Source organism: Plantactinospora sp. WMMB782, assembly GCF_049179135.1.
Taxonomy (GTDB): Bacteria; Actinomycetota; Actinomycetes; order Mycobacteriales; family Micromonosporaceae; genus Plantactinospora.
The window spans coordinates 4,216,424-4,241,261 of sequence record NZ_JBMHMC010000007.1 but is presented as its reverse complement, the minus strand read 5'-3'; the positions used below and the strand labels follow the sequence as shown (position 1 = coordinate 4,241,261).

21 protein-coding genes are annotated in these 24,838 nt (G+C 72.0%); 11 read left to right on the top strand and 10 right to left on the bottom strand.

Features of this window, described 5'->3' with window-relative positions; genetic code table 11:
• The first annotated feature begins 3 nt into the window (after positions 1-3).
• Together ACN28A_RS21360 and ACN28A_RS21355 are read left to right on the top strand one after the other, a co-directional pair.
• Positions 4-684 carry a hypothetical protein gene (locus ACN28A_RS21360; protein ID WP_421397366.1) on the top strand — a complete coding sequence of 227 codons (681 nt, stop codon included), beginning with the start codon at positions 4-6 and terminating at the stop codon, positions 682-684.
• Entirely contained in the window at positions 653-1,111 is a 459-nt protein-coding gene (locus ACN28A_RS21355) for a hypothetical protein (RefSeq protein ID WP_421397365.1), read from the top strand. Before ACN28A_RS21360 ends, ACN28A_RS21355 begins: the two co-directional genes overlap by 32 nt.
• An 18-nt stretch (positions 1,112-1,129) precedes the next feature.
• Here ACN28A_RS21355 and ACN28A_RS21350 read toward each other — a convergent pair whose 3' ends face one another.
• From ACN28A_RS21350 to ACN28A_RS21340, 3 genes are all read right to left on the bottom strand, one after another.
• Entirely contained in the window at positions 1,130-1,465 is a 336-nt protein-coding gene (locus tag ACN28A_RS21350) for a hypothetical protein (RefSeq protein WP_421397364.1), read from the bottom strand.
• 116 nt (positions 1,466-1,581) lie between these two features.
• Positions 1,582-2,706: a type I restriction endonuclease gene (locus ACN28A_RS21345; protein WP_421397363.1), complete on the bottom strand. Its 1,125-nt coding sequence runs from the start codon at positions 2,704-2,706 to the stop codon at positions 1,582-1,584.
• Positions 2,707-3,368: 662 nt separating this feature from the next.
• Positions 3,369-4,298 carry a hypothetical protein gene (locus ACN28A_RS21340; protein WP_421397362.1) on the bottom strand — a complete coding sequence of 310 codons (930 nt, stop codon included), beginning with the start codon at positions 4,296-4,298 and terminating at the stop codon, positions 3,369-3,371.
• A gap of 229 nt (positions 4,299-4,527) precedes the next feature.
• Here ACN28A_RS21340 and ACN28A_RS21335 point away from each other — a divergent pair, with 229 nt between their 5' ends.
• The gene (locus ACN28A_RS21335) at positions 4,528-7,620 is read left to right on the top strand and encodes a hypothetical protein (protein WP_421397361.1); all 3,093 of its coding nucleotides are present in this window, start codon (positions 4,528-4,530) and stop codon (positions 7,618-7,620) included.
• 57 nt (positions 7,621-7,677) lie between these two features.
• Positions 7,678-9,291: a serine/threonine protein kinase gene (locus ACN28A_RS21330; protein WP_421397360.1), complete on the top strand. Its 1,614-nt coding sequence runs from the start codon at positions 7,678-7,680 to the stop codon at positions 9,289-9,291.
• A 53-nt stretch (positions 9,292-9,344) separates the two neighbouring features.
• Here the strand turns inward: ACN28A_RS21330 and ACN28A_RS21325 are convergent, their stop codons facing one another.
• Together ACN28A_RS21325 and ACN28A_RS21320 are read right to left on the bottom strand one after the other, a co-directional pair.
• Entirely contained in the window at positions 9,345-10,073 is a 729-nt protein-coding gene (locus ACN28A_RS21325) for a response regulator (protein WP_421404549.1), read from the bottom strand.
• The gene (locus tag ACN28A_RS21320; RefSeq protein ID WP_421397358.1) at positions 10,052-11,458 is read right to left on the bottom strand and encodes a sensor histidine kinase; all 1,407 of its coding nucleotides are present in this window, start codon (positions 11,456-11,458) and stop codon (positions 10,052-10,054) included. Before ACN28A_RS21320 ends, ACN28A_RS21325 begins: the two co-directional genes overlap by 22 nt.
• A gap of 130 nt (positions 11,459-11,588) precedes the next feature.
• On the opposite strand from ACN28A_RS21320, the gene ACN28A_RS21315 reads away from it, so the two are divergent.
• The 5 genes from ACN28A_RS21315 to ACN28A_RS21295 all read left to right on the top strand — a co-directional run bounded on the left by ACN28A_RS21315 (position 11,589) and on the right by ACN28A_RS21295 (position 16,249).
• Complete coding sequence (locus ACN28A_RS21315; protein WP_421397356.1) at positions 11,589-12,488, top strand: ABC transporter ATP-binding protein; 900 nt, start codon at positions 11,589-11,591, stop codon at positions 12,486-12,488.
• Positions 12,489-12,499: 11 nt separating this feature from the next.
• Complete coding sequence (locus tag ACN28A_RS21310) at positions 12,500-13,306, top strand: ABC transporter permease (protein ID WP_421404547.1); 807 nt, start codon at positions 12,500-12,502, stop codon at positions 13,304-13,306.
• Complete coding sequence (locus tag ACN28A_RS21305) at positions 13,307-14,050, top strand: YqeB family protein (RefSeq protein ID WP_421397355.1); 744 nt, start codon at positions 13,307-13,309, stop codon at positions 14,048-14,050. It begins immediately after the preceding gene.
• Between the two features lie 177 nt (positions 14,051-14,227).
• Positions 14,228-15,460, top strand: coding sequence for a serine hydrolase domain-containing protein (locus ACN28A_RS21300; protein ID WP_421397354.1), 1,233 nt, complete (start codon positions 14,228-14,230; stop codon positions 15,458-15,460).
• A 156-nt stretch (positions 15,461-15,616) separates the two neighbouring features.
• Positions 15,617-16,249 (top strand): hypothetical protein, encoded by a 633-nt coding sequence (locus ACN28A_RS21295; RefSeq protein ID WP_421397352.1) that lies wholly within the window; start codon positions 15,617-15,619, stop codon positions 16,247-16,249.
• A gap of 77 nt (positions 16,250-16,326) precedes the next feature.
• On the opposite strand, the gene ACN28A_RS21290 is transcribed toward ACN28A_RS21295, so the two are convergent.
• Positions 16,327-17,499 (bottom strand): hypothetical protein, encoded by a 1,173-nt coding sequence (locus ACN28A_RS21290; RefSeq protein ID WP_421397351.1) that lies wholly within the window; start codon positions 17,497-17,499, stop codon positions 16,327-16,329.
• Positions 17,500-18,810: 1,311 nt separating this feature from the next.
• Positions 18,811-19,293: a hypothetical protein gene (locus ACN28A_RS21285; protein WP_421397350.1), complete on the bottom strand. Its 483-nt coding sequence runs from the start codon at positions 19,291-19,293 to the stop codon at positions 18,811-18,813.
• A 496-nt stretch (positions 19,294-19,789) separates the two neighbouring features.
• On the opposite strand from ACN28A_RS21285, the gene ACN28A_RS21280 reads away from it, so the two are divergent.
• Positions 19,790-19,927 carry a hypothetical protein gene (locus ACN28A_RS21280; protein ID WP_421397348.1) on the top strand — a complete coding sequence of 46 codons (138 nt, stop codon included), beginning with the start codon at positions 19,790-19,792 and terminating at the stop codon, positions 19,925-19,927.
• Positions 19,927-20,457: a roadblock/LC7 domain-containing protein gene (locus ACN28A_RS21275; RefSeq protein WP_421397346.1), complete on the top strand. Its 531-nt coding sequence runs from the start codon at positions 19,927-19,929 to the stop codon at positions 20,455-20,457. Before ACN28A_RS21280 ends, ACN28A_RS21275 begins: the two co-directional genes overlap by 1 nt.
• Before the next feature lie 82 nt (positions 20,458-20,539).
• Here the strand turns inward: ACN28A_RS21275 and groEL are convergent, their stop codons facing one another.
• The 3 genes from groEL to ACN28A_RS21260 are packed head-to-tail and all read right to left on the bottom strand — an operon-like array spanning position 20,540 to position 24,740.
• On the bottom strand, positions 20,540-22,897 hold the full coding sequence (gene groEL / locus ACN28A_RS21270; protein WP_421397345.1) for a chaperonin GroEL: 2,358 nt from the start codon (positions 22,895-22,897) through the stop codon (positions 20,540-20,542).
• Positions 22,887-23,339, bottom strand: a complete 453-nt coding sequence (locus ACN28A_RS21265) for a hypothetical protein (RefSeq protein ID WP_421397343.1) — start codon at positions 23,337-23,339, stop codon at positions 22,887-22,889. Before ACN28A_RS21265 ends, groEL begins: the two co-directional genes overlap by 11 nt.
• 57 nt (positions 23,340-23,396) lie before the next feature.
• Positions 23,397-24,740, bottom strand: a complete 1,344-nt coding sequence (locus ACN28A_RS21260; RefSeq protein WP_421397342.1) for an MFS transporter — start codon at positions 24,738-24,740, stop codon at positions 23,397-23,399.
• Positions 24,741-24,838: the final 98 nt, after the last annotated feature.

Below are 24,838 nucleotides of genomic sequence, written 5' to 3'. Positions count from 1 at the left end.
CTGATGGCCGACATCTCCGTGGGCGATGTCGTGGCAGGGTTCCGTACGGCGCTGGGAGTGATCGACGAGACTGCAGTAAGCGCAAAACGGGCCCAGGAGCAGGCCGAACAGGCACTCGCCGCCTATACCGAGGCCGCCCGGGGAACCGCCGACAGGTTGATGAAGAAAGCGGTGGTCGACTCCCGGACTGCGGCAGAGAAGGCAGGCAAGACCGCACGGCTGCTTTCCGAGGCTGCCGATCACATCACTACCTACCTCAACGTCATCGCGCCCGGCACTGTCCCACCTCGCACTTCAGCGCCAGAGGCTGACGCCTCTGGCGAGCACATACTCGCTTCCGCAGCCGGCCAGGGCCCCCTCTCGTCAAAGCTGCTCGGCCGTACAGCAGCGGTCCGGAACGCCGACGACGGACTTCAGCACGCGAAGAAGATCGCCACCGCCATCAAGGACGCGACGGGCTCGGGCGGAGTTGTCGTCCCCAGGTCTCCCCAGCCAGCGATCTCAGCCGCCAGAACTCATGATGCGTCGGCCGGAGATGCGCTACTCGCCGCGTTCACGGTCGCACTCCTCGGGATCAAGGGCGCCGAGGTGGCCGCCAGACTTCGCGGCAAAGCCAGAACCAGAAACACTCAGCACAAGAAACAGAAGGGCGATGGAAATGGACGAAAACACGAAGTTTCTTAGGGCAATCCTTCGGCAAGATTGGGAGGCGTACGACGCGCTCCTGGCAGAGTTCGAGAGTCAGGGCAAGGGAACGCCGATGGCTATCATCGGCTTCGCCTTCAACATTGCCGTACAGCGGCGATTCGGGCAGCGCAAGGACATGAACGAGATCATCCAGTTCGTCGCCGACGCGCGCACCTTCCTGTCCGAAGGCCGCGATCTCCCCGCGAAGGAGGCCGAGGCGCTGATCTGCGCCACACTCGACCTTGATGCGCCAGAGGTTGCGGAGACCATCGATCGACTCGACATCGGCACGATCACCGAAATCGAGGCACAACTGCTGTTCAAACTCATCGCAGACGAGAATCTGTCGGAGCAGCAACTAGACGACTTTCTGGCGCAGGCAGAGGCTCTCGCCGCGCAGTGGCAGAACAGCGCCACGCCCTGACCAGCAGGCAAATACCTATCAGACTTCCTCGTCGTCGCCTTGCCGACGGAACGCTCGCTCGGCGATCCGGTTGGAGAGCTGGCCTGTTGCCGATTTGGCCCGGTCGAGGGTCTCGTGGCCGAAACGCCTGGCGGCATCAACACGGTCGGTCCCTGTCTCAAGCGCCTTGTCCCTCACCTCCTTGGCCGCATCCGCCAACCGTCGCGCCTCCGATGACTCTCGAGCGCACTCGATCCCGAGCCGCCCCTGAAAATCGACGATGGCGAACGAGATCTGGTTGCTCGACCGGACCACAGCCGGAGCAATAACGGCCAAGCCATCACCGTCGCTGATCAGCTGTATCTCGTTATCCATCGTCGACTCCTGACGAGCGGCGGAATTTCGTAATCAATGGTGGCTTCGATTAGTCCGATAGCTCCCGCTGGACCACAGCGATCGCGTAGACACGCTCATGACACCAAGAGGGCATGTCAAGCTTTTCGGAGATCCTTGTGGCCTCCCTCGCCACGGAAGGCCCTTACCGCATCCCGTATCGCGTCAGCGTGAAGATATATATCATCAATGGCGTCGATCAGATGACGGGTTTCGTTCTTGTTGGCATCGAACGTTCCGACATACTTCCGGGCCTTGCCGTTGAAATGCAGTCGCGCGATGGGTTTCCGGTTATTGTCGTCAAGGATGACCGCGAAGTAGGACTTGGCATCACGCCCCACAATGCGTTGGGGCCTGACCTCGCTACACGCGATCGCCTTGACGATTTGATAGCCGGTAAGTTCTTCCAGGGTGGTTTCCACCTCCGTGTCACGGGCGACATCGCTCAGCGCGACCTCTTCACTCTCGAGCACTTCGGAGGGGGCCTCGATGGTCTGCTTGGGAAGGTTCGCGTGGAGTGCGCCCTTTAACCGTTCATTCACCTGATCTCTGACGAACTGCGAAGCAGCCTTGGCTACGAGCGACCTGAACTGCTCGCGTCTCTTCTGAGTGAGCGAACCATCATATACTTTCGTTGCGAAGAACCTGACCCACTCCTCGTCAGGCTCTTTGAACTGCGTCGCCATCGAACGCTTTATCTGACCGAGATACTTCAACTCTTCGGCTGCACTGATGATTGAGTCGAGATCGAATACTTCCTTCGTGAGCTTACGTAGCTCCGGCAGGAGAGCGTCATCGATATCCTCCAAGTCAAACACCAGGAAGGGCTTGGCGTCCATCTTGTTGGGAGCGTCGAGATCTGTGTAGAAATGGTAGACCTGCCCATTGGTGAGGACCGCGACCCGCGCATTTGTAACGGAAAAGTATCGATAAAGCTGGGATGCATGTTCGACCTTCAAGGAATCACGCGGTTGTTTGCATTCAATGAGGATCTGCACCTCACCGCCACGCATGATCGCGTAATCGACCTTTTCTCCTTTCTTAACCCCAACATCAGCGGTGAACTCAGGTATGACCTCCAGTGGATCGAAAACGTCATAGCCGAGGATCATCGAGATGAACGGCATGACGAAAGCATTCTTAGCAGCCTCTTCCGTCTGAATCGCGTCTCGCTGATTGCGAACTTTAGTGGCGAGCGCGGCGACCCGTTCATCAAACTCCATTAAGCACTCTCCTCCATGTTGACAGGCCAAAGGCACCTACGCATGCCTCCGCATTCCCAACTTCTGGAGGGTCGGGGATCCAGGGCAACGACCGGATGCTACCGAGCGATGACACAGCGCAAAGCCGCGAAAAGGGCTGATTGCCCCCTCCTTTCGTCGGTCCGGTGCGACGAAAGGAGGGGTTTGCAGTGTTAGGGCGCGAGTAAGGTGCACTGCCGACCCTACCCACTCCCATATCTCGCAGCCCTGACAATCTCGGAGCCGGCGGAACTCGTCGTCACCCAGCCCAACGCGCTACGAGGCATCGGTGCCGCAGTATCTGGCACCAGGGATATTGCAGACAAAAACGACGTTCGCAAGCCCGACGCTTCGAATCGCAAGCCGCCGCACGCTCGACCTGGACACCAGAGGCGTTACGCAGGGCCGGTAACGCCTCTGGTGTCCAGGTGAGCGGTCAGGCAACCGCGCTCGGCGGATCAGCGAGCGCGGGACGGATCAGCGGGCGGGCTGACGGGACGGTCTGCACGATCGAGCCGGCCGCCCGGTCGTGCAGGCGCACACTCGTACGCCTCACGGCTGCGACCGCGGTCGACCTGACCTGCAATGACCCGATCGGCGACCAGTGCGGGCCTGGCGACGGCGACTACGGACGCCGTAAGGATTCACGCCCCGGCGGTCCGGGTACGTCGCCAGTAGCCCAGCGAGGCCACCGTCAGCCCCAACCCCCAGAGCAGGTACGCCGGCATCGAGACCCAGAAGAACCAGAGCGGGTACCGCCCGTCGCCCGGATCCCAGCTTCCGGTGGCCGTCTCCACCGCCAACTGCCCGGTGCCGATTCCGAAGTAGACCACCAGCAGCAGCCCGAGCCCGAGGCCCGGCCCGAGCGGCAGCCAGCGCGGCACCCGCCGCCCGGCGAGCAGCGGCACCCAGCCGGGGAAGACCCGGCCCCAGTCGTGCACCAGGGCCAGCGGCAGCAGCAGCCCGGCGAGCAGGAATCCGACCTCGAAGACCAGCACCGCCGGGCCGGCCGCGAACGGGACGTCGGCCATCCCGACGGCTGCCTGCGCGCCGAGCCGGACCAGGCAGCCGGCCGCCGCCAGGTAGGCCGCCGCGTACGCCCAGCCCGGGGTACCGGTGAGCGGGCCGCCGAGCAGCGGGCGGTCGCCCCGGACCCGCCGCCGGTAGCCGTCGGTGGCGACGGCGAGCAGCAGCCCGCCGGTCAGGCAGCCGAGCCGACCGACGATCCCGGCCGGGTCGACGGCGAGGCCGAGGCCGGGGACGAGCACGGCGACGACGTCCAGCAGCAGCAGCGGGCAGAGCGTCACCAGGGCCGCGCTCACCGCCCAGGCGGCCCCGGCCAGCGGCCACCGCCAGCGCGTCGCACGACGCAACGCGACCGCCAGCGGCGCCGCCGCGCCGACCAGGGCGACGGAGCCCCAGCCGGCCACCGGGAACAGATCGGTACCCAGCGGCGGGAACTCCGGGGCGTTCCCCGCCGCCCAGTAGACCCGCAGCCCCCCGTACCCGATCGTCCAGAGCAGCACCGCGGTCGGTGCCGCGTTCGCGGCCCGGCCGCGCCATCCCCTGCCCATGTCCGCAAGCCTCGTCGCCGCCGGCCGCGCCCGGATCCCCCGCCCGGCGGGCCCGGGTCCCCCGCTGGCGGGAGGTGGGAAAGAAAGCCCTGGTGGCAACGGTACGGAGGGAGGCCAATGGTACGAACGAGAACGGGCATTCCGGACCTGTGCCGTTACCACGATCTCTAGCCTGGAGGTGCTGAATCGTCGCCGAAAGGGGACCGACCGAGCACCATCGGTGGCCGAGATGCCTCATCGAGCAAGAAGAACGTCGCACGGTATCCAGCGATCCGAGCAGTGGGAGCAGCCAGCGCCCCGGCGGATCGGCCGGGAGTCCCGGGCCGCGCCCGCCGCGCTGCCGGTCCCCCGGACCGGTCCGGCACTCGGCTGGCAACTGCTCAGCAGCCTGGCCCTGCTCGCCGCGCTGGTCTGGATCGGCCGGACCCAACTGCGGGCCGGTCGGCCCGACACCTGGCTGCTCAGCCCGCTGGACGGTCTCGCCGTCGCGCTCGGCGGCGACGGGGCGCACCCGATGCGGCAGCGGCTCGGGCTGCTGGTGATCGCCCTGGTCTGTTTCGCCGCCTGGCGGCACCGGCGCCGGGTCCGGCTCGCCTACCGCCCCGGCCCGGTCGACGTGCACGAGTTCACCGACGCCACCCCGGGCCACGACGCCCCGGTCGACGACCTGAAGAGCCAGTTCTGCCAGCGGCTCTCCGAAACGCACATCTACCCCCCGTACGCCGGACCCGCCGACCCGCCGCCGGAGACCTTTCTCGACGTGGCCAGCGGAATCGATCCGCGCAGCGGCAACCCGCTCGTCATGCTGCTCCAGATGCTGCCCCGGCTCTGGCCCAGGATCGGCTACCGGGTGACCGGGGTGTTGCAGGTCCGGGCCCAGGAACCCTGCTACGGCGTATCGGCGACCGTCACCTCGTTCCTCGGCGGCGGCCGGAGCGCGATGACCACCCAGTGGGGCGGCACCTGGGAGGAGGCGACCGGGCGGGCGGCGTACTGGGTGCTGGCGACGATCCTGCCGGTGACCCGGCTGGGCCGGGCCGCACCGTGGCGGAACTGGTACGGCCGGGAACTGCCGGCGGCGCTCTTCGCCGCGTACAACCGGGGTAAGGAGTCGCAGGACCGGCGGCAGTTCGACGAGGCGTTGCGCTACTACGGCGAGGCGCTGGGGCTGGACCCGTTCAACGCCGACCTGCGGGTGATGGTGGCCAGCGTGCAGGAGGAGATGGGACTCTTCCTGGACGCGCTGGACACCTACCAGTCGGCGCTGGTGCTGCGTGAGCAGGGCGGCTGGTACGACGACCACGTCTGGACCACCCGCGCCGACCGGCTGCGCCACCTGCCCCGGCACCTGCTCGGCACGCTGCGCTACCTGCGCCGCCGACCCGACTCGATCCGGCTGCGCTACCAGTACGCCTGCACGCTCGCGTACACCGAGCGGACCGTGCACCAGTGGTTCAAGTCCGACGGCGTCGGCGACCGGGAGAAGGTGCGCCGGCAGATGCGGCAGCGCCTGGAGAAGGCGTTCGTCGACAGGTACTGGCCGGTGGTGGTCACCTTCGCCGACTCGCCCGGCGAGCCGGCCGCCAAGGAGTGGCTGCGCCGGACGCTGCGGGAGTATCCGGAGGCGACCCGGGTGGTCTTCCAGATCGCCGCCGCGCAGGAGCTGTACCGGCTGCGCGAGGACACCGTGCTCGCCTGGTTCGTCCGGGCCACCCGTTCCGAGGTGACCCACTCGGCGCTGCTGCTGCTCCGGGACGTCTGGGCACCGCTGCGGCTGGCCAGGGCCTGGCACGACTGGGCCGCCGCCGGCTGGCAGCCGGCCCGGCCGGGCACCGCGACCGGACCACCGCCCGACCCGTCCGCCGACGGTGGGCGGCGGGCCGGCTGCCCGCACGGAGCGAGCCGCGACCCGCACAGCCGGGCCGGCGACGGTGCCGGGCTGTCCGGCGACGGTGGGCGGCCGGTCGCGTCGGTCGGTGCCGGCCGGCAACCGGCCGGGCCGGTCGGGCCGTTCGAGGACGGAGGCTGCCTGGCGGGGTGGTGGCGGCGCGGTCCGCGTACCCGGGCCCGGACGCTGAGCCGGGAGTGGCCGTGTGGCGGGGTGCTGCTGGACCGGGCGATCCGGCGGGCCCAGCGCCGGCGCTGGCCGAGGCAGCCACTGCGGTCGTTCGACTTCTACAACGCGGCCTGTACCTACGCCTTCGCCCTGAAGGGGTACTTCCCGGAGCGGGAGCACCCCGTTCCGGCGCACCTGTCGGCGGCCGGCCGGGCACTGTGGCGGGGCCGCCGGCTGATCGCCGACGCGCTGCCGCTGGCGTACCCGCCACGCTGGCACCGCCGGACCGCCGCCCCGCCGGCCATTCCCGTGCCCCAGCCGGCCGGCCCGACCGCGCCGGCCAGCCCGGCCGGGTCGCCGGACGGCGCGGGCGGCCGGCCGGACGGCGCCGGCGGCGCGGAGTCGGCGGAGCCGAGCCCGCACCCGCTGCCGCCGCCGGTCGCGTCGCTGGTGGCGAAGGCGGTGGAGCAGTTGCGGGCCGCACTGGCCTGCACCGAGAGCGGGGTCGCCGCCGACCGGCTGCGGCGGTGGATCCTGAGCAGCGAGCCCGACCTGGCGCCGCTGCGCCGGTTGCAGGACTTCGGGTACTTCGAGGAGGAGGTCTACCCCAGCCTGAAGGTGGTGCTGCCGCGCCCCGACAAAGTGATCAACTCCAGGATGTCGGCGTACGCCAAGGAGCTGCTCTGTCAGGGTGCCGTACTCCTCGAACAGACCTGGCACGACCGTGCCCTGCCGCCGCAGACCGCCGACCCGCACCAGCTCATCGGCTGGCTCGACCTGGATGCAGAGACCTGGGACACGCTCTGCCGGATCGCCCTGGACCACGCCCGGTACTGGCGGGACCGGGCCGAGTTCATCCGGCTGCTGCGCCGGGCGGTCGACCCGGTACGCCTCGCCGAGGCCAGGTTCCCGCCCTCGATCCCCCGCTACGACGATCTCAGCCTGGCCGGCGCCGACCGGCTGGTCGGGGACGGCAGCCGGCCCGAGGAGAACATCGAACGGCTGGCCCGGCACAACATCGCGCTCGTCGACCGCCGGCTCAACGCGATCTACCAGACCGTGGCCGAGCACGCCGGGGACGGCAGCCTGCGCGCCCGGCGCCGACTGGCCGAGTTGGACTACCGGGGCGAGCCGCTGCGCGGCGACGAGGCGCAGGGCATCTGCACCCGGCAGGCCGGCCGGTGGCACCAGGTCGCGGAGCGGATGCGCGAGACCGGTCCCGTGGTGGACACGAGCGGCCTCGGCGTCCTGGAGCCTCGCAACTGACACCTGACACGCGATAGGGTGCCGTCGGTCGTCCGGGTCGCGTGGGGAGTACGAATCTTGTCGAGGTTGCCCCTGCGTGCCGACGACCCGGAACACCTCGGCGGCTACCAGCTGGTGGCCCGGCTCGGTTCCGGCGGGATGGGCACCGTGTTCCTGGGCCGCTCACCGCAGGGCCGCCCGGTGGCGATCAAGATGGTCCGGGCCGAGTTCACCCACGACCCGGAGTTCCTCGGCCGGTTCCGCAGCGAGGTCAACCGGGCCCGCCAGGTGCCGCCGTTCTGCACCGCCGAGGTGCTCGACGCCGACCTCGACCACAACCCGCCGTACCTGGTCGTCGAGTACGTCGACGGGCCGAACCTGTCCGACGTGGTCCGCGAGCGGGGGCCGCTCTCCCCCGGTGCGCTGCACAGCGCGGCGCTCGGCATCGCCACCGCACTGGCCGCGATCCACGGCGCCGGGGTCATCCACCGCGACCTGAAACCGGGCAACGTGCTCTTCGCGCTGGGCGGCGTGAAGGTGATCGACTTCGGCATCGCGCGGCCGCTGGAGGCGACCAGCCAGCACACCCGGACCGACCAGATCGTCGGGACGCTCGCCTACATGGCGCCGGAACGCTTCGACGAGCAGCCCGGCCTGCGCACGAGTACCGCCTCCGACATCTTCGCCTGGGGTGCGGTGGTCACCTACGCGGGGACCGGCCGGACCCCGTTCGTCGCCGACTCGGCCCCGGCCATGGCGGTGCGCATCCTGACCCAACCACCGACGTTGACCGGGCTCCCCGCACCGCTGCGCGACATCGTCGCCCGGACCCTCGCCAAGGACCCGGACGAACGGCCGACGGCCCGGGAACTGCTCGACCTGCTCCTGGCCGTCGACCCGTCGAGCGCCGCGGCACCGACCCGGCCGTTGCCCGCGGTGCCGGCCGCCCCCGCCCGGCCGGCAACCGTCGACCCAGATCCGCCGGTGCGGGGCAGCGGCACGGGGCCCGCACGACCGCGCCGAAGCACGGCCGTCCGGGCAACCGTCGCCGTGGTCGCCCTCGGCGCCCTGCTGCTGGCCGGTCTCGTGGGCTACAACCTGCTGTCCGAGAGCGGGTCCGGCCCCGATACGTCGCGGAACAGCCCGCCGGCAGTCGCCACCGGAACGTCGACGGGGGCACCGCGGCCGTCGTCCACCGGCACCCCCAGCGCGTCGGCCGGTCCGGGCCGTCCGGCCGGGAACGACGCCATCCTCGCCGGCACCCGGCGGACCCTCATCCACTTCGTGGAAGAGGACCGGGATCTGGCCCTGCCGCTGCCCGACAAGGTGGTGCCGTCCGACGGCACCAGCGCCGAGGCGCTCTTCGCCCTCGTCCCGGTCGGCGTCGACTACATGATCAAGTCGATGCAGCCCAACTACGGCTACCAGCCGTGTCTCGGGGTGAAGATCAGCCCGACCGAATGGGCCACGCTGGTCGGAACCGAGTGCCGCCCGAGCAAGGCGACGCTCTTCTCGATCACCTCCACCGGCCGCAAGGACGACAAGGGCCGGCCGACCTACACGATCTTCAACGAGGACGAGGGTCTCGTTCAGTGGTCCGAGTCCAAGAAGGAGATCTACGTGCAGTTTCCCGGTGACGCAGATCCGAACGCGACTTTCAGCTTCGTCGACCGGGGCCCGCTCGACGGGTAGCCGTTCGACGGACAGCGCCTCGACGGACGGAGCCTCGACCGACAAGGCACGGCTCAGACCAGGTCGGCGTCGTGGACCAGCAGGGCCACCTGCACCCGGTTGTTCAGCTCCAGCTTCGCCAGCAGCCGCGAGACGTACGCCTTCACCGTCGCCACGCTCATGAACAGCGCGGCGGAGATCTCGGCGTTCGACCACCCCCGGCCGATCGCCACCGCCACCTCCCGCTCCCGTTCGCTGAGCCCGCCGAGCAGCCGTACCGCCCGGGTCCGGCGCAGGTCGGCGTCGCGGTGGGCCGGCGTACCCGCGCCGGTCACGTGCGCGATGAGTCGACGGGTGACGGTCGGCGAGAGGGTCGCCTCCCCGGCGGCCACCCGGTGGATCGCCTGCACGATCTCCACCGGTGGGGTGTCCTTGAGCAGGAAGCCACCGGCACCGGCCCGCAGCGCCCGGAGCACGTACTCGTCGGCGTCGAACGTCGTCAGCACCAGCACCTCCGGCGGGTCCGGCGAGCGTCGCAACGCCTCCGTGGCGGCCAGCCCGTCCATCCGGGGCATCCGGATGTCCATCAGCACCACGTCCGGCCGGTACGCCCCGACCGCCGCCAGCACCTCGCTGCCGTCGGAGACCTCCCCCACCACCCGCAGGTCCGGCACCCCGCCGATGATCATCGACAGTCCGGCCCGGACCAGTGCGTCGTCGTCGACGACAAGCACCCGTACCGGCGCCCCGGTCCCCGGTCCCGGGGCGGTGGTCCGCTCGTTCACGACGGCCACGGTAGCCAGGCGGCGAGCCGGAAGTCGTCCGAGTCGGTACGCCCGTGTTCCAGCCAACCGCCGAGCAGCGCGGTCCGCTCGCCCAGCCCGACCAGGCCGGTGCCGGCACCCGGAATCTCCGGTCCCGGCACCTGCCCGACCGGCCGGCGGTTCCGGACCTCGACACTCAGCCCGAGCCCCGGCCGCCCCCGGGCGGTCACCGTGACGACGGTCCCCGGAGCGTGCTTCCGGGCGTTCGTAAGCCCCTCCTGCACGATCCGGTACGCCGCCCGCCCGAGCCCGGCCGGCGCCGACTCCGTCATGGTCAACTCGGTACGCAGGTCCACCCGCATCCCCGCCTCCCGGGACTCGGCCACCAGGGCCGGCAGGTCACCCAGGGTCGGCTGCGGTCGCTCGGGAACGGATCCCGCCAGTTCCGGCACCACGCGCCCGGCCACGGGGGTACCACCCGCCCCGGTCCCGCCCGGCACCGGCGGGTACGGCGGATCCGGCGGGTACCGGGCGGCCCACCGGTCCGTCCCGGGGGCCGGCACGGTCGGGTCGAGTTCCGTGATCGCCTCCGGCGGGTCCTCCCGGAGCACGCCGATCACCTCGCGCAGGTCCTGCAACGCCTGGTGGGCGCTGGTCCGGATCACCCCGGCCGCTCGGGCGATCTCCTCCGGCGGGGCGTCCGGGCGGAACTCCAGCGCCCCGGCGTGCAGGCTGAGCAGCGAGATCCGGTGTGCCAGTACGTCGTGCATCTCCCCGGCGATCCGGGCCCGTTCCAGCCGGCGGGCCGCCTCGACGCGCAACCGCTGCTCCGCCTCGGCCCGGTACGCCCGGTCCCGCCAGGAGAGCACGAGCTGCCGCCGGGCCCGGATGAACATCCCCCAGGCCAGCACCGAGCCGGTCAGCACGAGGCTGAGCACCATGCCCACCCACGGCCCCTCGGTCGGGTCGGGATTGCGGTACTCGTAGAGCACCGCGACCCCCAGGTGCGCCGCGAGCAGCGGCGCGGCCACCGAGAGCGGCCGGTGCACCACAAGGGTCAGCAGGATGATCAGGACGGCGATCCCGGACGGGGTGGAGAAGAGCGCCACCGGCAGGGCGGCCAGGGCCAGCGCGACCGGCCAGCGGCGGCGCACCCAGAGCGACAGGCAGAGCGCGCTGCTGACCACCACGTCGATCGCGACCGCCAGCTCGGAGTCGGCCCGGTCCGCCACCAGGGTCGGCTGCGGGCGCAGCACGTCCCAGAAGGCGGCGGCGGCGTAACCTGCGGCGAGCAGGAAGCAGATCGTGTCGACGATCCAGTCCCGGGTCGACCGGCGAGGCCGGCGCCGGCCGGCGGCCGGATCGGCGGTCAGCGCGGCAGGCAGCAGCCAGGGATGCTCGGGTCGGGCCGCCACACCGGTCATCAGACAACTGTACGAAGCCGCGCCGGCACCGTACACCGACCAAAGTCGACGTCCGGAACTAGCCGAAGGTCGCCGGAAGTCGACGGCGGGCCGCAGCGCCCGACCGGTCGGACCAGACACGCTCGATCCCATGATTGCCGTCGAACACCTGACGAAACGGTACGGCCGGCACACGGCGGTCGACGACGTCTCTTTCAGCTGCGAACCGGGCACGGTGACCGGGTTCCTCGGCCCGAACGGGGCCGGCAAGTCCACCACCATGCGGATGATCTGCGGCTTGACCCCGCCGACCGAGGGCAGCGCCACTGTCGAATCGGTGGACTACCGCCGGCTGCCGAACCCGGGCCGGCGGGTCGGGCTGCTGCTCGACGCCGGTGCCCAGCACCCGGGCCGGACCGGGCGGGAGACGCTGCTGCTCTCGGCCCGCACCATGGGAGTGCCCGGCCGCCGGGTCGACGAGTGCCTGGACCAGGTCGGGTTGACCCCGGTCGCGGCCCGGCGGCGGGTCCGGGCGTACTCGTTGGGGATGCGGCAGCGGCTCGGCCTGGCGCAGGCGCTGCTCGGCGATCCCCGGGTGTTGATCCTGGACGAACCGGCGAACGGCCTGGATCCGGAGGGCATCTTCTGGATGCGTGGCCTGCTGCGGGACTTCGCCGACCGGGGCGGCACGGTGCTGCTCTCCTCGCACCTGCTACGCGAGGTGGAGGCGGTGGCCGACCGGCTGGTGGTGATCGGTGCGGGCCGGGTGGTGGCGCAGGGCAGCAGGGACGAGTTGCTGGCCGGCGCGGGGGCGCTGGTCCGGGCCCGGGATCCGGAGGCGCTGCGCGGCGCCCTGGACCGGGCGGGGCTGCCGGTGCGGTCCGGCACCGACGGCGGTCTGCTGGTCGGGGCCGAGCCGGGCGCGGTCGGCCAGGCCGCCGCCGACTCCGGGGTGGCGCTGCTGGAGCTGCGGCCGGCGGAGAGCGCCGGCCTGGAACAGATCTTCCTCACCCTGACCGCCGGGAACTCGATCCGGGAGGCCCAGAGATGACCGTCGACGACATCGCGCTGCCCGCCGCTCCCAGCCCGGCCGGCGGGCCTCCCGGACAGCCCCACCGGATCGCCCGGCCGACGCTGCTCCGGCTGACCCTGGTCGAGCTGCGCAAGCTCGCCGACACCCGGGCCGGCTTCTGGCTGCTGGTCACCATCGGCCTGGTCGCGGCCGCCATCGTGGCCGTGCTGCTGCTCACCGCGCCCGAGCCGGAGCAGCGGTTCGAGAACTTCTTCGCACTCGCCCAGTTCCCGGTCGGCATCCTGCTGCCGATCCTCGGCATCCTGCTGGTCACCAGCGAGTTCTCCCAGCGCACCGTGCTGACCACCTTCGCGCTGGTGCCCCGGCGGCAGCGGGTGGTGGGGGCGAAGGTCGGCGCCGGAGTAATCGCCGCGCTGCTCTCCGTCGCGGCCACGCTGGCGACGGCGGCCCTCGGCACCGTACTGGCCGGGCTGGCCGGCGACGGCGGCTCCTGGTCCACCGGCGTACCGGCGTTCGTCGGCGCGGCCGTCTTCCAGATCGGCAACGTGCTGCTCGGGATCGCGTTCGGCCTGCTGTTCCAGAGCACCCCGCTGGCGATCGTGCTCTCCCTGGTGCTGCCGATCGCCTGGTCCATCCTCGGCGGGATGGTCGAGCGACTGCACCGGGCCGCCGAGTGGCTGGACACCAGCCTGACCATGGCCCCGCTGATCGAGCCGCCGAACCCGGGCGACCTCGACGGCGGCCAGTGGGCCCGGCTCGCCGTCTCGGCCGCCGTCTGGGTGCTGCTGCCGCTGCTCGGCGGCCTGCTCCGGACGGTACGCCGGGAGGTGTCCTAGGTGCCCGCCGAGCTGATCCCGCCGGACGGCACCCGGTCACCGGTCGTCGGCGGGTCGACCGTGGTGGCCGAGCCGGCCTGGCTGGTGGCAGTGGTCTGGGTGCTCTGCCCGGTGCTCGGTGCCGGCCTGCTCTGGCTGGTGCAGGCGTGCGCCGGCTGGGTGGCGTCGCTGCGCTGGATCCCGATGCGCGGCCCGTTCATGCTGATCGACGAGGTCGCCGACGCCGAACCCTGGGCCAGTCTCGGCGCGCTGTTCCTCGGCGCCCTGGGTGGGCTGCTGGTGGCCGCGATCGCCGCCGCCGAGCGGCTGACCGTCACGGTCGCCGGGGACGCGGTCACCCTGCTCCGGGACGGCACCGCCCGGCGGGTCGACCGGGCGGAGATCGCCGGGGCGTTCCGGGACGGCAAGCGGCTCGTCCTGCTCGGGCCCGGCGGCGGGGAGGTCGCCCGGGAGTCCTCGGACCTGCCGGCGGACCGGCTCCGCGCCGCCTTCGAGGCGTACGGCTACCGCTGGCACGCCGACGGTGACCCGTACGCGGCGGATTTCCGGCGCTGGACCGACGGCGGCCCAGGGCTGCCGCCCGGGGCGAACTCGCTGCTCAAGGCCCGGCAGCGGGCCCTGGACAAGGACGACCGGGCGGATCTCGCCGAGCTGCGGGCCGAACTGAGCCGGCTCGGCGTGGTGGTCCGGGACGAGGGCAAGCGGCAGTACTGGCGCCCGGTCCGACCGTCGGGCCGGCCGTAGGACGTTCCGACCCGACCGCCTACCCGAGCACCCGGCCAGCCGTCGGACGGCTCGACCCACCGCCGGGCCAGCCGCAAGTTGGCCCGACCCCACCCGCCCGGCCAGCCGCAGGACGGTCCGACCGGCCGGTCCGGTGGTCGTTGCCGGCTCTTCCCGGGCGGCAGTAGGGTTCGGCGAATGAGCCTCCAGCGCAGCGTCGACCCTGATCAGGTCGGCTTCGACCCGGCGCGGCTGGCCCGTGTCGACGAGCACTTCGCCAGGTACGTCGACGCGGGGCAGTTGGCCGGTTGGCAGATCGTGCTGACCCGGCGGGGCGAGATCGCGCACTCCTCGACCTACGGGCTGCGGGACCGGGAGGCGGGGCTGCCGGTCGACTCCGACACCCTCTGGCGGATCTACTCGATGACCAAGCCGGTCACCTCGGTCGCCGCGATGATGCTCTGGGAGGAGGGGCGGCTCCAGCTCACCGACGAGGTCAGTCGCTGGCTGCCGGAGTTCGCCGACGTACGGGTCTACGACCGGGGGTCGGCGCTCAAGCCGTACACGGTGCCGGCGGTCGAGCCGATCCGGGTCTGGCACCTGCTCACCCACACCGCCGGGCTGACCTACGGCTTCCTGCAGACCTCGGTGGTCGACGGGCTCTACCGGGCCGCCGGATTCGACCTCTATCCGCCGTCGCACCTCGACCTGGCCACCGCGAGCGAGGGGCTGGCCCGGTTGCCGCTGCTCTTCCAGCCGGGTACGGCCTGGGGCTACTCGGTCGCCACCGACGTGCTCGGCCGGCTGGTCGAGGTGGTCTCCGGGAAGTCGTTGGACGTCTTCTTCGCCGAACGGATCTTCGGCCCGCTCGGCATGACCGAGACCGGCTGGTGGGCCGAGGGCGCCGCCGCCGACCGGCTGGCCGCCCTGTACGCCGCACACCCGGCGACCGGCCAGGCGGTCCGGTACGACGAGGTGGGCGCGCTGGCGCGCAAGCAGCCGGCCCTGCACTCCGGTGGTGGCGGACTGCTCTCCACCGCGGCCGACTACCACCGGTTCACCCAGTTCCTGCTGCGCGGCGGGGAGCTGGACGGGGTACGCCTGCTCGGCCCGCGCACCGTCCGGTTCATGACCCGCAACCACCTGCCGGAGGGGCAGGACCTGGGGCGGCTCTCGACCGGCGGCTTCGCCGAGACCAGCTTCGACGGGATCGGTTTCGGGCTCGGTTTCGCGGTGGTGCTCGACCCGGTGCCGAGCCGTACGCCGAGCAACCCGGGCGAGTTCTACTGGGGCGGGATGGCGAGTACGGCGTTCTGGGTCGACCCGGTCGACGAGATCACCGCGCTGCTCTTCACCCAGCTCGTTCCGTCCAGCACCTATCCGCTGCGCGCGGAGCTGCGCCAGCTCGTCTACGCGGCCCTGGTCGACTGACCGCCGACCACCGCCCGGTCGGCCGGGGCGCCGCGACGCGGGCGCCGACCGGAGGTCGGCACGGTGCTGGGCCGACCGGAGGTCGGCACGGTGCCGCCCGGCAGGGTTGGCGTGGCAGGAGTAGCGTGTTGACCGCACTTCGGGGGAGGTTCGTCCATGGCGATGAGGGCGAAGCGGGTGAGTCTGCTCGACATCGGACTCGACTCGTCGTTCGACGCGGCGATGACGTTCGTGCAGTCCACGTTGCAGAACATCAACGCCGAGCACCAGCAACCGATCGTCGACATCGACTTCGTCCGCTCCCGGGACCCGGACACCGTGCTGACCGCGTTCACCGCCTCCTGCGACGTACTGCACGTGATGGCGCACGGTGACCGCAGCGACACGCCGACCTTCGCCAGCAGCGACGGCCGGACGAAGATCTCGCTGGAGGCGCTGGGCGAGGAGGCCGCCGCCCGGGGTCGGGGCATCTCGGCGCACGCGATCCTCGCCGACGGCTGTCGCACCGGCACCGGCGCCTGGCAGAAGGCGGTCCGGGACTGTCTCCAGGACGAGGTCACCTACATCGGCACCTCGGCACAGGTCGGCTGGCACGAGAGCGGGGTCTTCTGCTCCGCCTTCTACGGCGCGCTGTTCCGCAACCGGGGTCGCGGGATGACCCCGGCGGAGCAGGCCCAGGACGCGGCCGAGCGGGCGATCGAGGCGTACACGCTGCTCACCGACCGGCACTGCCCGTTCCGGGTACTCACGCTCAGCCCGAGCCGCTGGGCCCGGATGGCGCTGGCCTGACCGTCCGCACGGTGTCGTCGGTTCGGCGGTGCCGAGCTGACGGCTGGCAGCGGTGGGGCGACCTCCGCACCTACCGGTCAGGCTGCCGAGCGCGGGGGCGTCGCCCGGGAGAACCGGCTCGTCCCGCCGGCCCGGCGCCCGGCCGGAGCCGGTGTCCGGGAGATGCCCGGCGGAGCCAGCACCTGCTGCCAGTGGTCGAGCATGGGCAGCAGATCCCAGCCCACCTCGCGGCGCCGGGAGGTGGCGGCGGCGCACCGGGCCCGCCAGCTCCACTCGTCGAGCTGCGCCGAGGGCCCGGTCAGCTCGGCACGCAGGTCGAGCAGGACGTCGACGGAGTGCCGGAACGCCGTACGGCTCCGCTCGCCGTCCGGCCGGTCAAGCAGCCAGCCCAGCCCCCGGCCGGCGCAGGTCGCGCAGCCGCAGTGCCACATGCCGTTGTCCGGGTACCGCCGCAGGGTGGCCTCGATCTCGGTGAGTGGCGCGTACGACAGGCACTGCCGGACCACCGCCGACGGTCGGGGTACCCCGGCCGGTGGCCGGGCTCCGGCGGGCCGGCGCGGGTCGAGCCGGCGTAGCCCAGGTTCGGTGCCGACCGCCACCGCGGCCGCGCCGGAGCAGAGCAGGCCGAGCGCCGGCAGGTCGGCCCGGAGCAGCAGCACCGGTACGCCGCAGCCGAGCAGCTGGAGCAGGCCGCGCACGGTACTGGCCGGGCTGAACGGATTCGCCGACTCCTCCACGACCACCGCCACCGGTACGCCGACCGCGGCCACGTAGCGGAGCAGGGTCTGCCGGGCGATCCGGTCGGCGAGCCAGCACGGGTGCATCGGCAGCAGCGCGATCGCGTCGCCGAGCCGGGCGGCCCGTTCGAGGATCCCGGCCAGGCCGGCGCTGTCGTCCCGGTCCAGGTAGCCCGAGTCGGTGAGCACCGGCAGGCCGAGGTCCCGCTGGCAGTCGATCCAGCGCGGGTCGAAGGGGGCGGCGGCGGGCAGTCGGTTGGCACCGGCGTACCGGGCGGCGTCGAGCAGCACCGGCCGCCGGTAGTGGTCGACCTCCCGCAGGTGCCGGGCCCGGCTCAGGCAGCCGCGCAGGTTGCCCCGGTCGACGGTGACGACCAGGCCGCCACCGCTCCGGTCGGCCGCCTCGGCCGCCTGGGTGACCTGGTTGGTCCGGCAGTGCAGCAGCAGACTCCGATCGAGGTCACCGATCCGCCGCCCTGTTACGCCTGATCGCCTGTCAAGGTCCCGCGCCACGAACCCTCACCCCGCTGATCGTCACCAAGACATTGATCACCATGAGTGGTTAGATGGTAACTTGGCGCAACCGCCCAAGGTAATGGGCTGCCATTCCTTTGGCAGATTGCGGAAAGTGCCTTGGCCACCGCGACATGTTCCGGTATCGGGTGCGTACGCCGCCCGGTTGGACCCGCAACTCCGCGTCGACGGGTGACCCTCACCCCTCGAACGGGATACCGCTTCTCGGATCTGTACGGATCGCGAGCCGCTGGACAGTTCTGCGCGACCAACCGGACGGCGGTCGACTCAGAGCACCATCTCTCGCCAGCCCGCGCGTCCACCTAGCCAGGCGTCCGCGAGGATGCGCGCGGACGCCTCACCGGGACACTGCTGCACCTTCGAGCGCCCTTGGGCGCCCCCGACCTGGGCCTCGACTTCCCATCGTTGCCCATCCGTACGAATGTAGACGTCGCGCCGTGAGCGCGGACCCCGATCGCCGTTCCACCAGTGCCGCTCGACTCTCACCCGGCCACGGTATAGCACCGATGGACCCGCTGGTAATCCTCGATAAGCAAACCTTGACCTCCCGGTTACCGTCCTGGCCCGATCGGCGTCGGCCAAGTCGGCCCGATCCGACCGCAAACCCACCAATCGGCCGGACGAGGAGGGCCACACCGAGCACGGCCGGGGCGATTCCGGGCACGCGGTCGGCGGGGCTGCGGCCCGACGGCGCCGGCTCGGGAGTTGCGGCCCGACGGCGCCGGCTCGGGAGTTGCGGCCCGACGGCGCCGGCTCGGGAGTTGCGGCCCGACGGCGCCGGCTCGGGAGTTGCGGCCCGACGGCGCCGGCTCGGGAGTTGCGGCCCGACGGCGCCGGCTCGGGAGTTGCGGCCCGACGGCGCCGGCTCGGGAGTTGCGGCCCGACGGCGCCGGCAGAGACGGGTCGGCAGAGACGGGTCGGCAGAGACCGACCGGCCGCAGGCGGAGGGTCGGAGGAATCGGCACCGGGGCGGGCTGGACCGGCCGTCAGCTACGGGGGAAGGTGACGGCCGGGTTTGCGGGCGCCCGCCCCGGGCCTGTTCGGGGTCGGCCACCGACGAGGTCACCCCGGTGACCGACCCTCCACCGGTCCGCCGCCACGTCGGCGGAGGGCGGCCCGCCGGCGTCGGGTCGCGCGGCGGACCGACAAGCGAAGCATGTCGTCGCCCCGGACCCCGCCGTCGGACAATCCGTCCGGCTACCCGCGAACCGCCGGCTACCCGCGAACCGCCGGCTACCCCGGTCCGAACCCGGCCCCTCCGCCGGCCGCCGGGCCTCCGCCGGCAGCCGGTCAGCCCTCGGTCGCGCGGAGGATCTCGGTGCGACCGATCCGGGCCGCCCAGACCTGCAACAGATACTCCTCGGCCCGGTCGGCACCGGGCCGGCCGGCGCAGGGGTGCCGGCCCCGGGCGTGCACCCGGATCCGGTAGCTGCCCGGGCCCCGGAAGCTGACCCGGGGAAAGTCGCTACGGCCGCCGCGCGCGGACCGCACGTGCGACTGGCCGACCGCCGTCCGGTACGAGATCTCGACCGCCTCGTCCCAGCCGGCCGTCTCGACCACCGGCGGTTCCGGGTGCAGTTCGACGGTCAGGTCGACCCAGCCGCCACCGCGGCCGGTGCGCACCAGCATCGCCCCTTCGGTCGCTCCGACCAGGCCGTTGTCCCGGGCGTTCGCCTGCCAGTGCCATCGTGGCGGCGGATCGGGGTCGGTCAGGCAGAAGCAGAACCGGGCGACGGGTACGACCCCGGCGCAGACCCACGTCGCGTCCGTCACCCGGTATTCGAGTAACGATCCGGCCCCGAGGGGTATCAACGTCGCTCACCCGAACCTCGTCGGGCGGTGCTGGGCAACACCGCGCTTCTCCCCGCGTCAGCGCATCAAATAGTTGCGTCCGTAGATATCTCCGCCTTGCACTCTGACACAGTGCCCCGATGTCGTCCACTCCACCGCGGGGGTGACCTGGGAAGCGCACGTGCATTTGTGGTTTGCAGACGCCACGTGCAATCACCCTGCGTTCTGATTACTGTGCGCAGTGGCGCGATGCGTAGAACGACCGCCCATGCCGCGCAACATCGGTCGTATCGCCCTGTTCCCTCGCGGACGGGTCAACAGTAAGTTAGCTGCACAGACAATTACCTGTCTCGCGAGATGCAACTTGCACCACGGCATGCGACCCTCCCGGAAGGAGCAGCTCGCGCGTCAGACCGGCCGCCGCCCCGACCCGCCGTCCCGCGACGACGGCGATACGGGCAGTGACGCTCACAGAAGAATGGAGGCGCTGTCAGTGGCGAACCACCACCTGATCCGGCCGCTGAGTTCCCGCGCGGGCGAGGCACCCTTCCGGCATGCCGCTCCGGCCGCTCCCGCGTCCGCCGCCCGGCACACGCGCAAGGTCGAGGAGCGGTGATGACCGTGACGCAGTTCCAGCCCGCCAGTGGGGACCTGTCCGAGACCCCGCTGCCCCGGCGCTCACCGGGGGCCCGACTCGACAGCGGCGGCGAGGAGTTCCTGCCCGAGGGCGCCTTCGACCAGCCGGGGTTCGCCGCCCCGCCCCGACCCGGCCAGTCGGCCGTACACGCCGAGTTGAGCCTGCTCCGGGACCGGGTGCCCGGGGTACGCGGCGCCGTGCTCGCCGGTGTCGACGGGCGACTGCTCGGACACGACCTCACCGCCGGCCCCGAGCCGCTCGACCTCGCCGCGCTCGCGGCGACGACGTTCGGGCTGGGCCGGCAGTGCGGGCTGACCCTCCAACAGGGTCCGCTGCGCGAACTGACGGTGCACAGTCACCAGGGCTACTTCACGGTGTACGGCGTCTCCGACCAGGTCCTGCTCGCCGTACTCGGCGACGACCGGTTGAACGTGTCGTGGCTGCACCTGGAGGCCGGACCGGTCGCGGAACGGATCGCTGACCTGCTGCACGTCGGCGGCACCACGTAGCAGCATGGGCTGGGGCCGGCGTCGGGTTCTCCCGGCGCCGGCCACCCGCCAACCTCCCGACGGACCGGACAGCCGTCAGCCGTCAGCCGATCATCAGGTACCGGGTCACCACCCCGGCGGCGGCGGTGACCGCCTGGCGCAACGTCGCGGCCGCGTCCACGATCCCGGCGTCCAGCGCGCTCACGTAGCTGCCGGCGACCACGTCGAAGGTCATCCACGGTCCGCGCCGGCCCAGGTCCGCCGGCCCGGCCGCCGGGTTCCGCCCGGCGTTGCGCATCAGCTCCTCGTACGGCGCGACGAGCGCGTCGACCACCACCGCGTAGCCGAGCGCCTCGTCGCCGCCGGGTGGCAGCCGGACCCCGATCCGGCCGGCGACGGTGATCAGCGCCGCCCCGCCACCCGGGACGAGTCCCCACTCGACGGCCGCCTTCGCGTTGCGTACCGCGTCGTCGATCTGGCGTTTGCGCTTCTTGAGCTGCCCCTCGGCCGACTCGCCGACCCGGATCACCGCCACCCCGCCGCCGAGCCGGGCCAGCCGTTCCCGCAGCAGCTCCCGGTCGTGTCCGGCGGACCGCCGCTCCAGCTCCGCCCGGAGTCCCTGCGACCGGCGCCGGGCCAGCGCGGGGTCGCCGGCCCCGTCCACCACAGTGGTGTCCCGGCGGGTGGTGATCACCTTGCGGGCGCCGCCGAGCACCTGGGCGGTGGCGGCGGCCAGCCCGCCCCCGTCGTCGCCGACCACCTGGGCCCCGGTCAGCAGCGCCAGGTCCGCCATCACCGTGCGGCGCTCCTCGTCCGGCCAGGGCAGCCGGACGGCGACCGAGTCGAGGGTGTGCCGCATCTTGCCGACGATCAGGGCGGTCAGCGCGGCGTCCCGGACGTCCCGGGCGAAGACCGCCAGCGGCCGGCCCGAGCGGCCGACCTCGTCCAGCAGCGGCTGCAACTCGGGTACGGCGGAGAGCCGCTGGTCGACGATGAGGATCGACGGGTCGTCGAGTACCGCCTCGGCCTCCTCCGGGTCGGTCACGAAGTACGGCGAGACGTGCCCGGCCGGCACCCGGGTGCCCCGGGTCAGTTCGAGTTCGAGTCCGAAGAGGTTGCTCTCCTCCACGATCACCACGCCGTCCTTGCCGACCCGTTCCATCGCGGTGGCCAGCAGGTCGCCGATCACCTCGTCACCGGAGGCGATCGTGGAGACCATCCTGAGCTGTTCCTTCGTCTCCACCGGTACGGCCAGGTCACCCAGTTCGGCGAGGACCGCCAGGGCGGCCGACTCGATCCCCCGGCACAGCGCCACCGGGTTCGCCCCGGCCCGCAGCGCCGCCGAGGCACCGTCCAGCATGGCCTGGGCCAGCACCACGGTGCTTGTCGCACCGTCGCCGACCCGGTGCCGTACCCCCTCCACGAGTTCCCGGACATAGCCGGCGCCGATCGCGTCCCGGGTGTCGTAGGCGGTGAACAGCCGCACCACGCTCGCCGCGTCGGCCAGCTCGTGGTACGCCCCGGCGGCGTCCTCGACGAGTACCCGTCGACCGAGCGGCCCGTAGGTCCGGCGCACCAGGTCGGCGCCGGCCCGGAAGCCGCGGGCCACGATCGCCTGGTGCCGGGTGTAGTTGCTGGGCCGGGGCGGCGCCGCCCGGTCGGACCCGGCCACCTCGCCGGGTTCGGTGCCGGTGCCGGGCAGGTTCGCCGTGGGCGGGACGGTGGCCAGGTAGATGTGCGGTTCGGCGTTGTACGCGCTCCACTTCGGCTTCTGGTCCGGCCGGCGGCGCACCACCCCGTCGTGGACGTACCGGAACAGCTCGTCGGCACCGACCCGCCCGTCGCCGTCCAGGTCGGCACCGCCGGTGGCCAGCCCCTCCAGCAGCACGTCGGTGAAGATCGAGCCCCGGGGCGCGGACTCGACCAGGCCGTCGGACTCGAAGGCGTACTCGTAGCTGTCGCAGGCGCTGATCACCACGTACCCCCGGCCGACCTGGCCCTCCAGCGCACCCTGCGGGGCCGACTTGAAGCCCTCGGCGAAGGCGCCGGCGAAGCAGCAGTCCAGCACGAGCACCTTCGCGGCGGCCCGGCACGCCTCCAGCTGCTCGTTGACGAAGGAGCGGGAGATGGCGGTGCTGGCCGGCCGGGTCCGCACGGTGTTGGCGGCGGCGAAGTAGAGCCGGTGGAACGGGTCGACGATGCCGTGGCAGGAGAAGTAGAGCAGCACCAGGTCGTCGTTCACCCGGTCGGTGAGCAGGTCCTCGACCTCCCGGCGTACCTCCTGGTCGGCGGGGTCCTGCAAGGTACGGACGGTGAAGTTGCCGACCGACGGGTCCTCCAGGACGGCCGCCAGCCGCTCCACGTCCTGCTCCGGGGCACGGAGCTGGTCCAGCGACGGATCGTCGTACTCGCCGACGGCGACGAGCAGTGCGTAACGCCCGGCCGGCGGGTTAATCGGCACCGGAGTCGGTGCCACTCTGTGTCGGCGGCACGCCGAGCCACTCGACCACCATCTGCTCGGTGTCCTCGCCGGGGGCGCTTATCGTCAGGGTGCGCCGGCCGTCCCGCAGGGTGATCCGGCGGGCGGCGCCGCGTTCGACGAAGGCGACCGCGACCTGGGCCAGTGCCGCGACGGTGGTGGCCGAGAAGAGCCCGGTGACCACGAGTTCGGCGAGTGATCCGGGCCCGCCGCCCTTGTGGCTGGGTGCCGGGTCGGAGCGGCCGGGCCGGGGTGGCGGGGCCGGGTCGGGCGGCCCGGCGGGATCGTCGACACCGGAGCGGACGACGTGCAGGATCGTCCGGGTGTGCAGTTCCCGGGCCAGGGCGGAGGCGGACTCGGCGTCGCCGCGCGGGCTACCGGGGACCGGCCCGGAAACCATCAGGGTGAGCACACCAGCATTCATAGAGTAATGGTGTAGTGACGATGAGTAATCGACTGTCGGGTTGCCGTCACTGTCCCGTCAGCCTGCCGACACCGCTGTCCCGGCCGGGGCTGCGGAGCCGCCGGTGGGCACGGCCGGGGCGGTAGAGCTGCCGGCGGACCGCGGCGGGGCGGTGGTGGGCTGGCCGGGGCGACGGCGGAGCAGCATCGAGAAGAGTGCGGCGGCGGCACAGAGCGCCCCGGCGGCGTACCAGGCCAGGGTGTAGCTGCCGAGCTGGTCCCGGATCAGCCCGGCACCGGTCGCCGCGACCGCCGCGCCGAGCTGGTGGGCAGCGAAGACCCAGCCGAACACCACGGCGCCACTCGACCCGAAGTACTCCCGGCAGAGTGCCACGGTCGGCGGAACGGTGGCCACCCAGTCCAGCCCGTAGAAGATCACGAAGACCAGCATGCTCGGCCGGGCCGAGTCGCCGAACAGGCTCGGCAGGACCATCAGCGACAGCCCGCGCAGCGCGTAGTAGGCGGCCAGCAGCACCCGGCTGTCGAACCGGTCGGTCAGCCAGCCCGACGCGATGGTGCCGGCGATGTCGAAGAGCCCGACCAGGGCGAGCAGGCCGGCCGCCGCGGTCTCGGTCATCCCGTGGTCGTGCGCGGCCGGGATGAAGTGCGTACCGACCAGGCCGTTCGTCGACATGCCGCAGATCGCGAAGCCGCCGGCGAGCAGCCAGAAGGCCGGGGTCCGGGCGGCGGTGCGCAGCGCACGCAGCGCCCGGGTGGCCGCCCCGCCGGTCCGGGCCGGCGCGGGCACGACCTCGGTCGCGCCGTAGGGAGGCAGCCCGAGATCCGCCGGGTGGTCGCGGAGCAGCCACACCACCAGGGGTACGACGGCCAGCGTCGCGCCGGCCACCACGAGCGCGGCGGCCCGCCAGCCGTACGCCGCGACCAGGTTCGCCAGCAGCGGCAGGAAGACGAGCTGCCCGGCGGCGCCTCCGGCGGTGAGTACCCCGGTGACCAGCCCCCGGCGCCGGACGAACCACCGCCCGGTCACCGTGGCCACGAAGGCGAGTGCCATCGACCCGGTGCCCAGCCCGACGAGTACGCCCCAGCAGAGGATCAGCTCGGCGCTGGTCCGCATGAACACGGTGAGTCCGCTGCCGGCGGCGACCAGGGTCAGCGCGGCGGCCACCACCCGCCGGATGCCGAACCGGTCCATCAGGGCGGCGGCGAAGGGTGCGGTCAGCCCGAACAGCAGCAGGTTGACCGAGACCGCGGCGGAGATGGTGGCGAGCGGCCAGCCGAACTCGGCGTGCAGCGGGTGCAGCAGCACGGACGGGGTGGCCCGGAAGCCGGCGGCGCCGACCAGCGCGACGAAGGCGACGCCGGCGACGATCCAGGCGGGGTGCAGGCGGCGGCGAGGACTCACCGGACGAGTGTGCGGGCCGGATGGGTGCGGGGACGAGTGGCCGGAGAGCCATGATGCGCAATAATCGGGCCAACGTCCTCGGCAGAGCGGAGCAGCGG

Coding starts and splice junctions, on each gene's coding strand:
- ACN28A_RS21315 (WP_421397356.1), top strand. CDS start 11,589: ATGATTGCCGTCGAACACCTGACGAAACGGTACGGCCGGCACACGGCG.
- ACN28A_RS21265 (WP_421397343.1), bottom strand. CDS start 23,339: ATGAATGCTGGTGTGCTCACCCTGATGGTTTCCGGGCCGGTCCCCGGT.
- ACN28A_RS21295 (WP_421397352.1), top strand. CDS start 15,617: ATGGCGATGAGGGCGAAGCGGGTGAGTCTGCTCGACATCGGACTCGAC.
- ACN28A_RS21275 (WP_421397346.1), top strand. CDS start 19,927: ATGACCGTGACGCAGTTCCAGCCCGCCAGTGGGGACCTGTCCGAGACC.
- ACN28A_RS21355 (WP_421397365.1), top strand. CDS start 653: ATGGAAATGGACGAAAACACGAAGTTTCTTAGGGCAATCCTTCGGCAA.
- ACN28A_RS21345 (WP_421397363.1), bottom strand. CDS start 2,706: ATGGAGTTTGATGAACGGGTCGCCGCGCTCGCCACTAAAGTTCGCAAT.
- ACN28A_RS21320 (WP_421397358.1), bottom strand. CDS start 11,458: ATGACCGGTGTGGCGGCCCGACCCGAGCATCCCTGGCTGCTGCCTGCC.
- ACN28A_RS21280 (WP_421397348.1), top strand. CDS start 19,790: ATGGAGGCGCTGTCAGTGGCGAACCACCACCTGATCCGGCCGCTGAGT.
- ACN28A_RS21340 (WP_421397362.1), bottom strand. CDS start 4,298: ATGGGCAGGGGATGGCGCGGCCGGGCCGCGAACGCGGCACCGACCGCG.
- ACN28A_RS21300 (WP_421397354.1), top strand. CDS start 14,228: ATGAGCCTCCAGCGCAGCGTCGACCCTGATCAGGTCGGCTTCGACCCG.
- ACN28A_RS21360 (WP_421397366.1), top strand. CDS start 4: ATGGCCGACATCTCCGTGGGCGATGTCGTGGCAGGGTTCCGTACGGCG.
- ACN28A_RS21335 (WP_421397361.1), top strand. CDS start 4,528: ATGCCTCATCGAGCAAGAAGAACGTCGCACGGTATCCAGCGATCCGAG.
- ACN28A_RS21350 (WP_421397364.1), bottom strand. CDS start 1,465: ATGGATAACGAGATACAGCTGATCAGCGACGGTGATGGCTTGGCCGTT.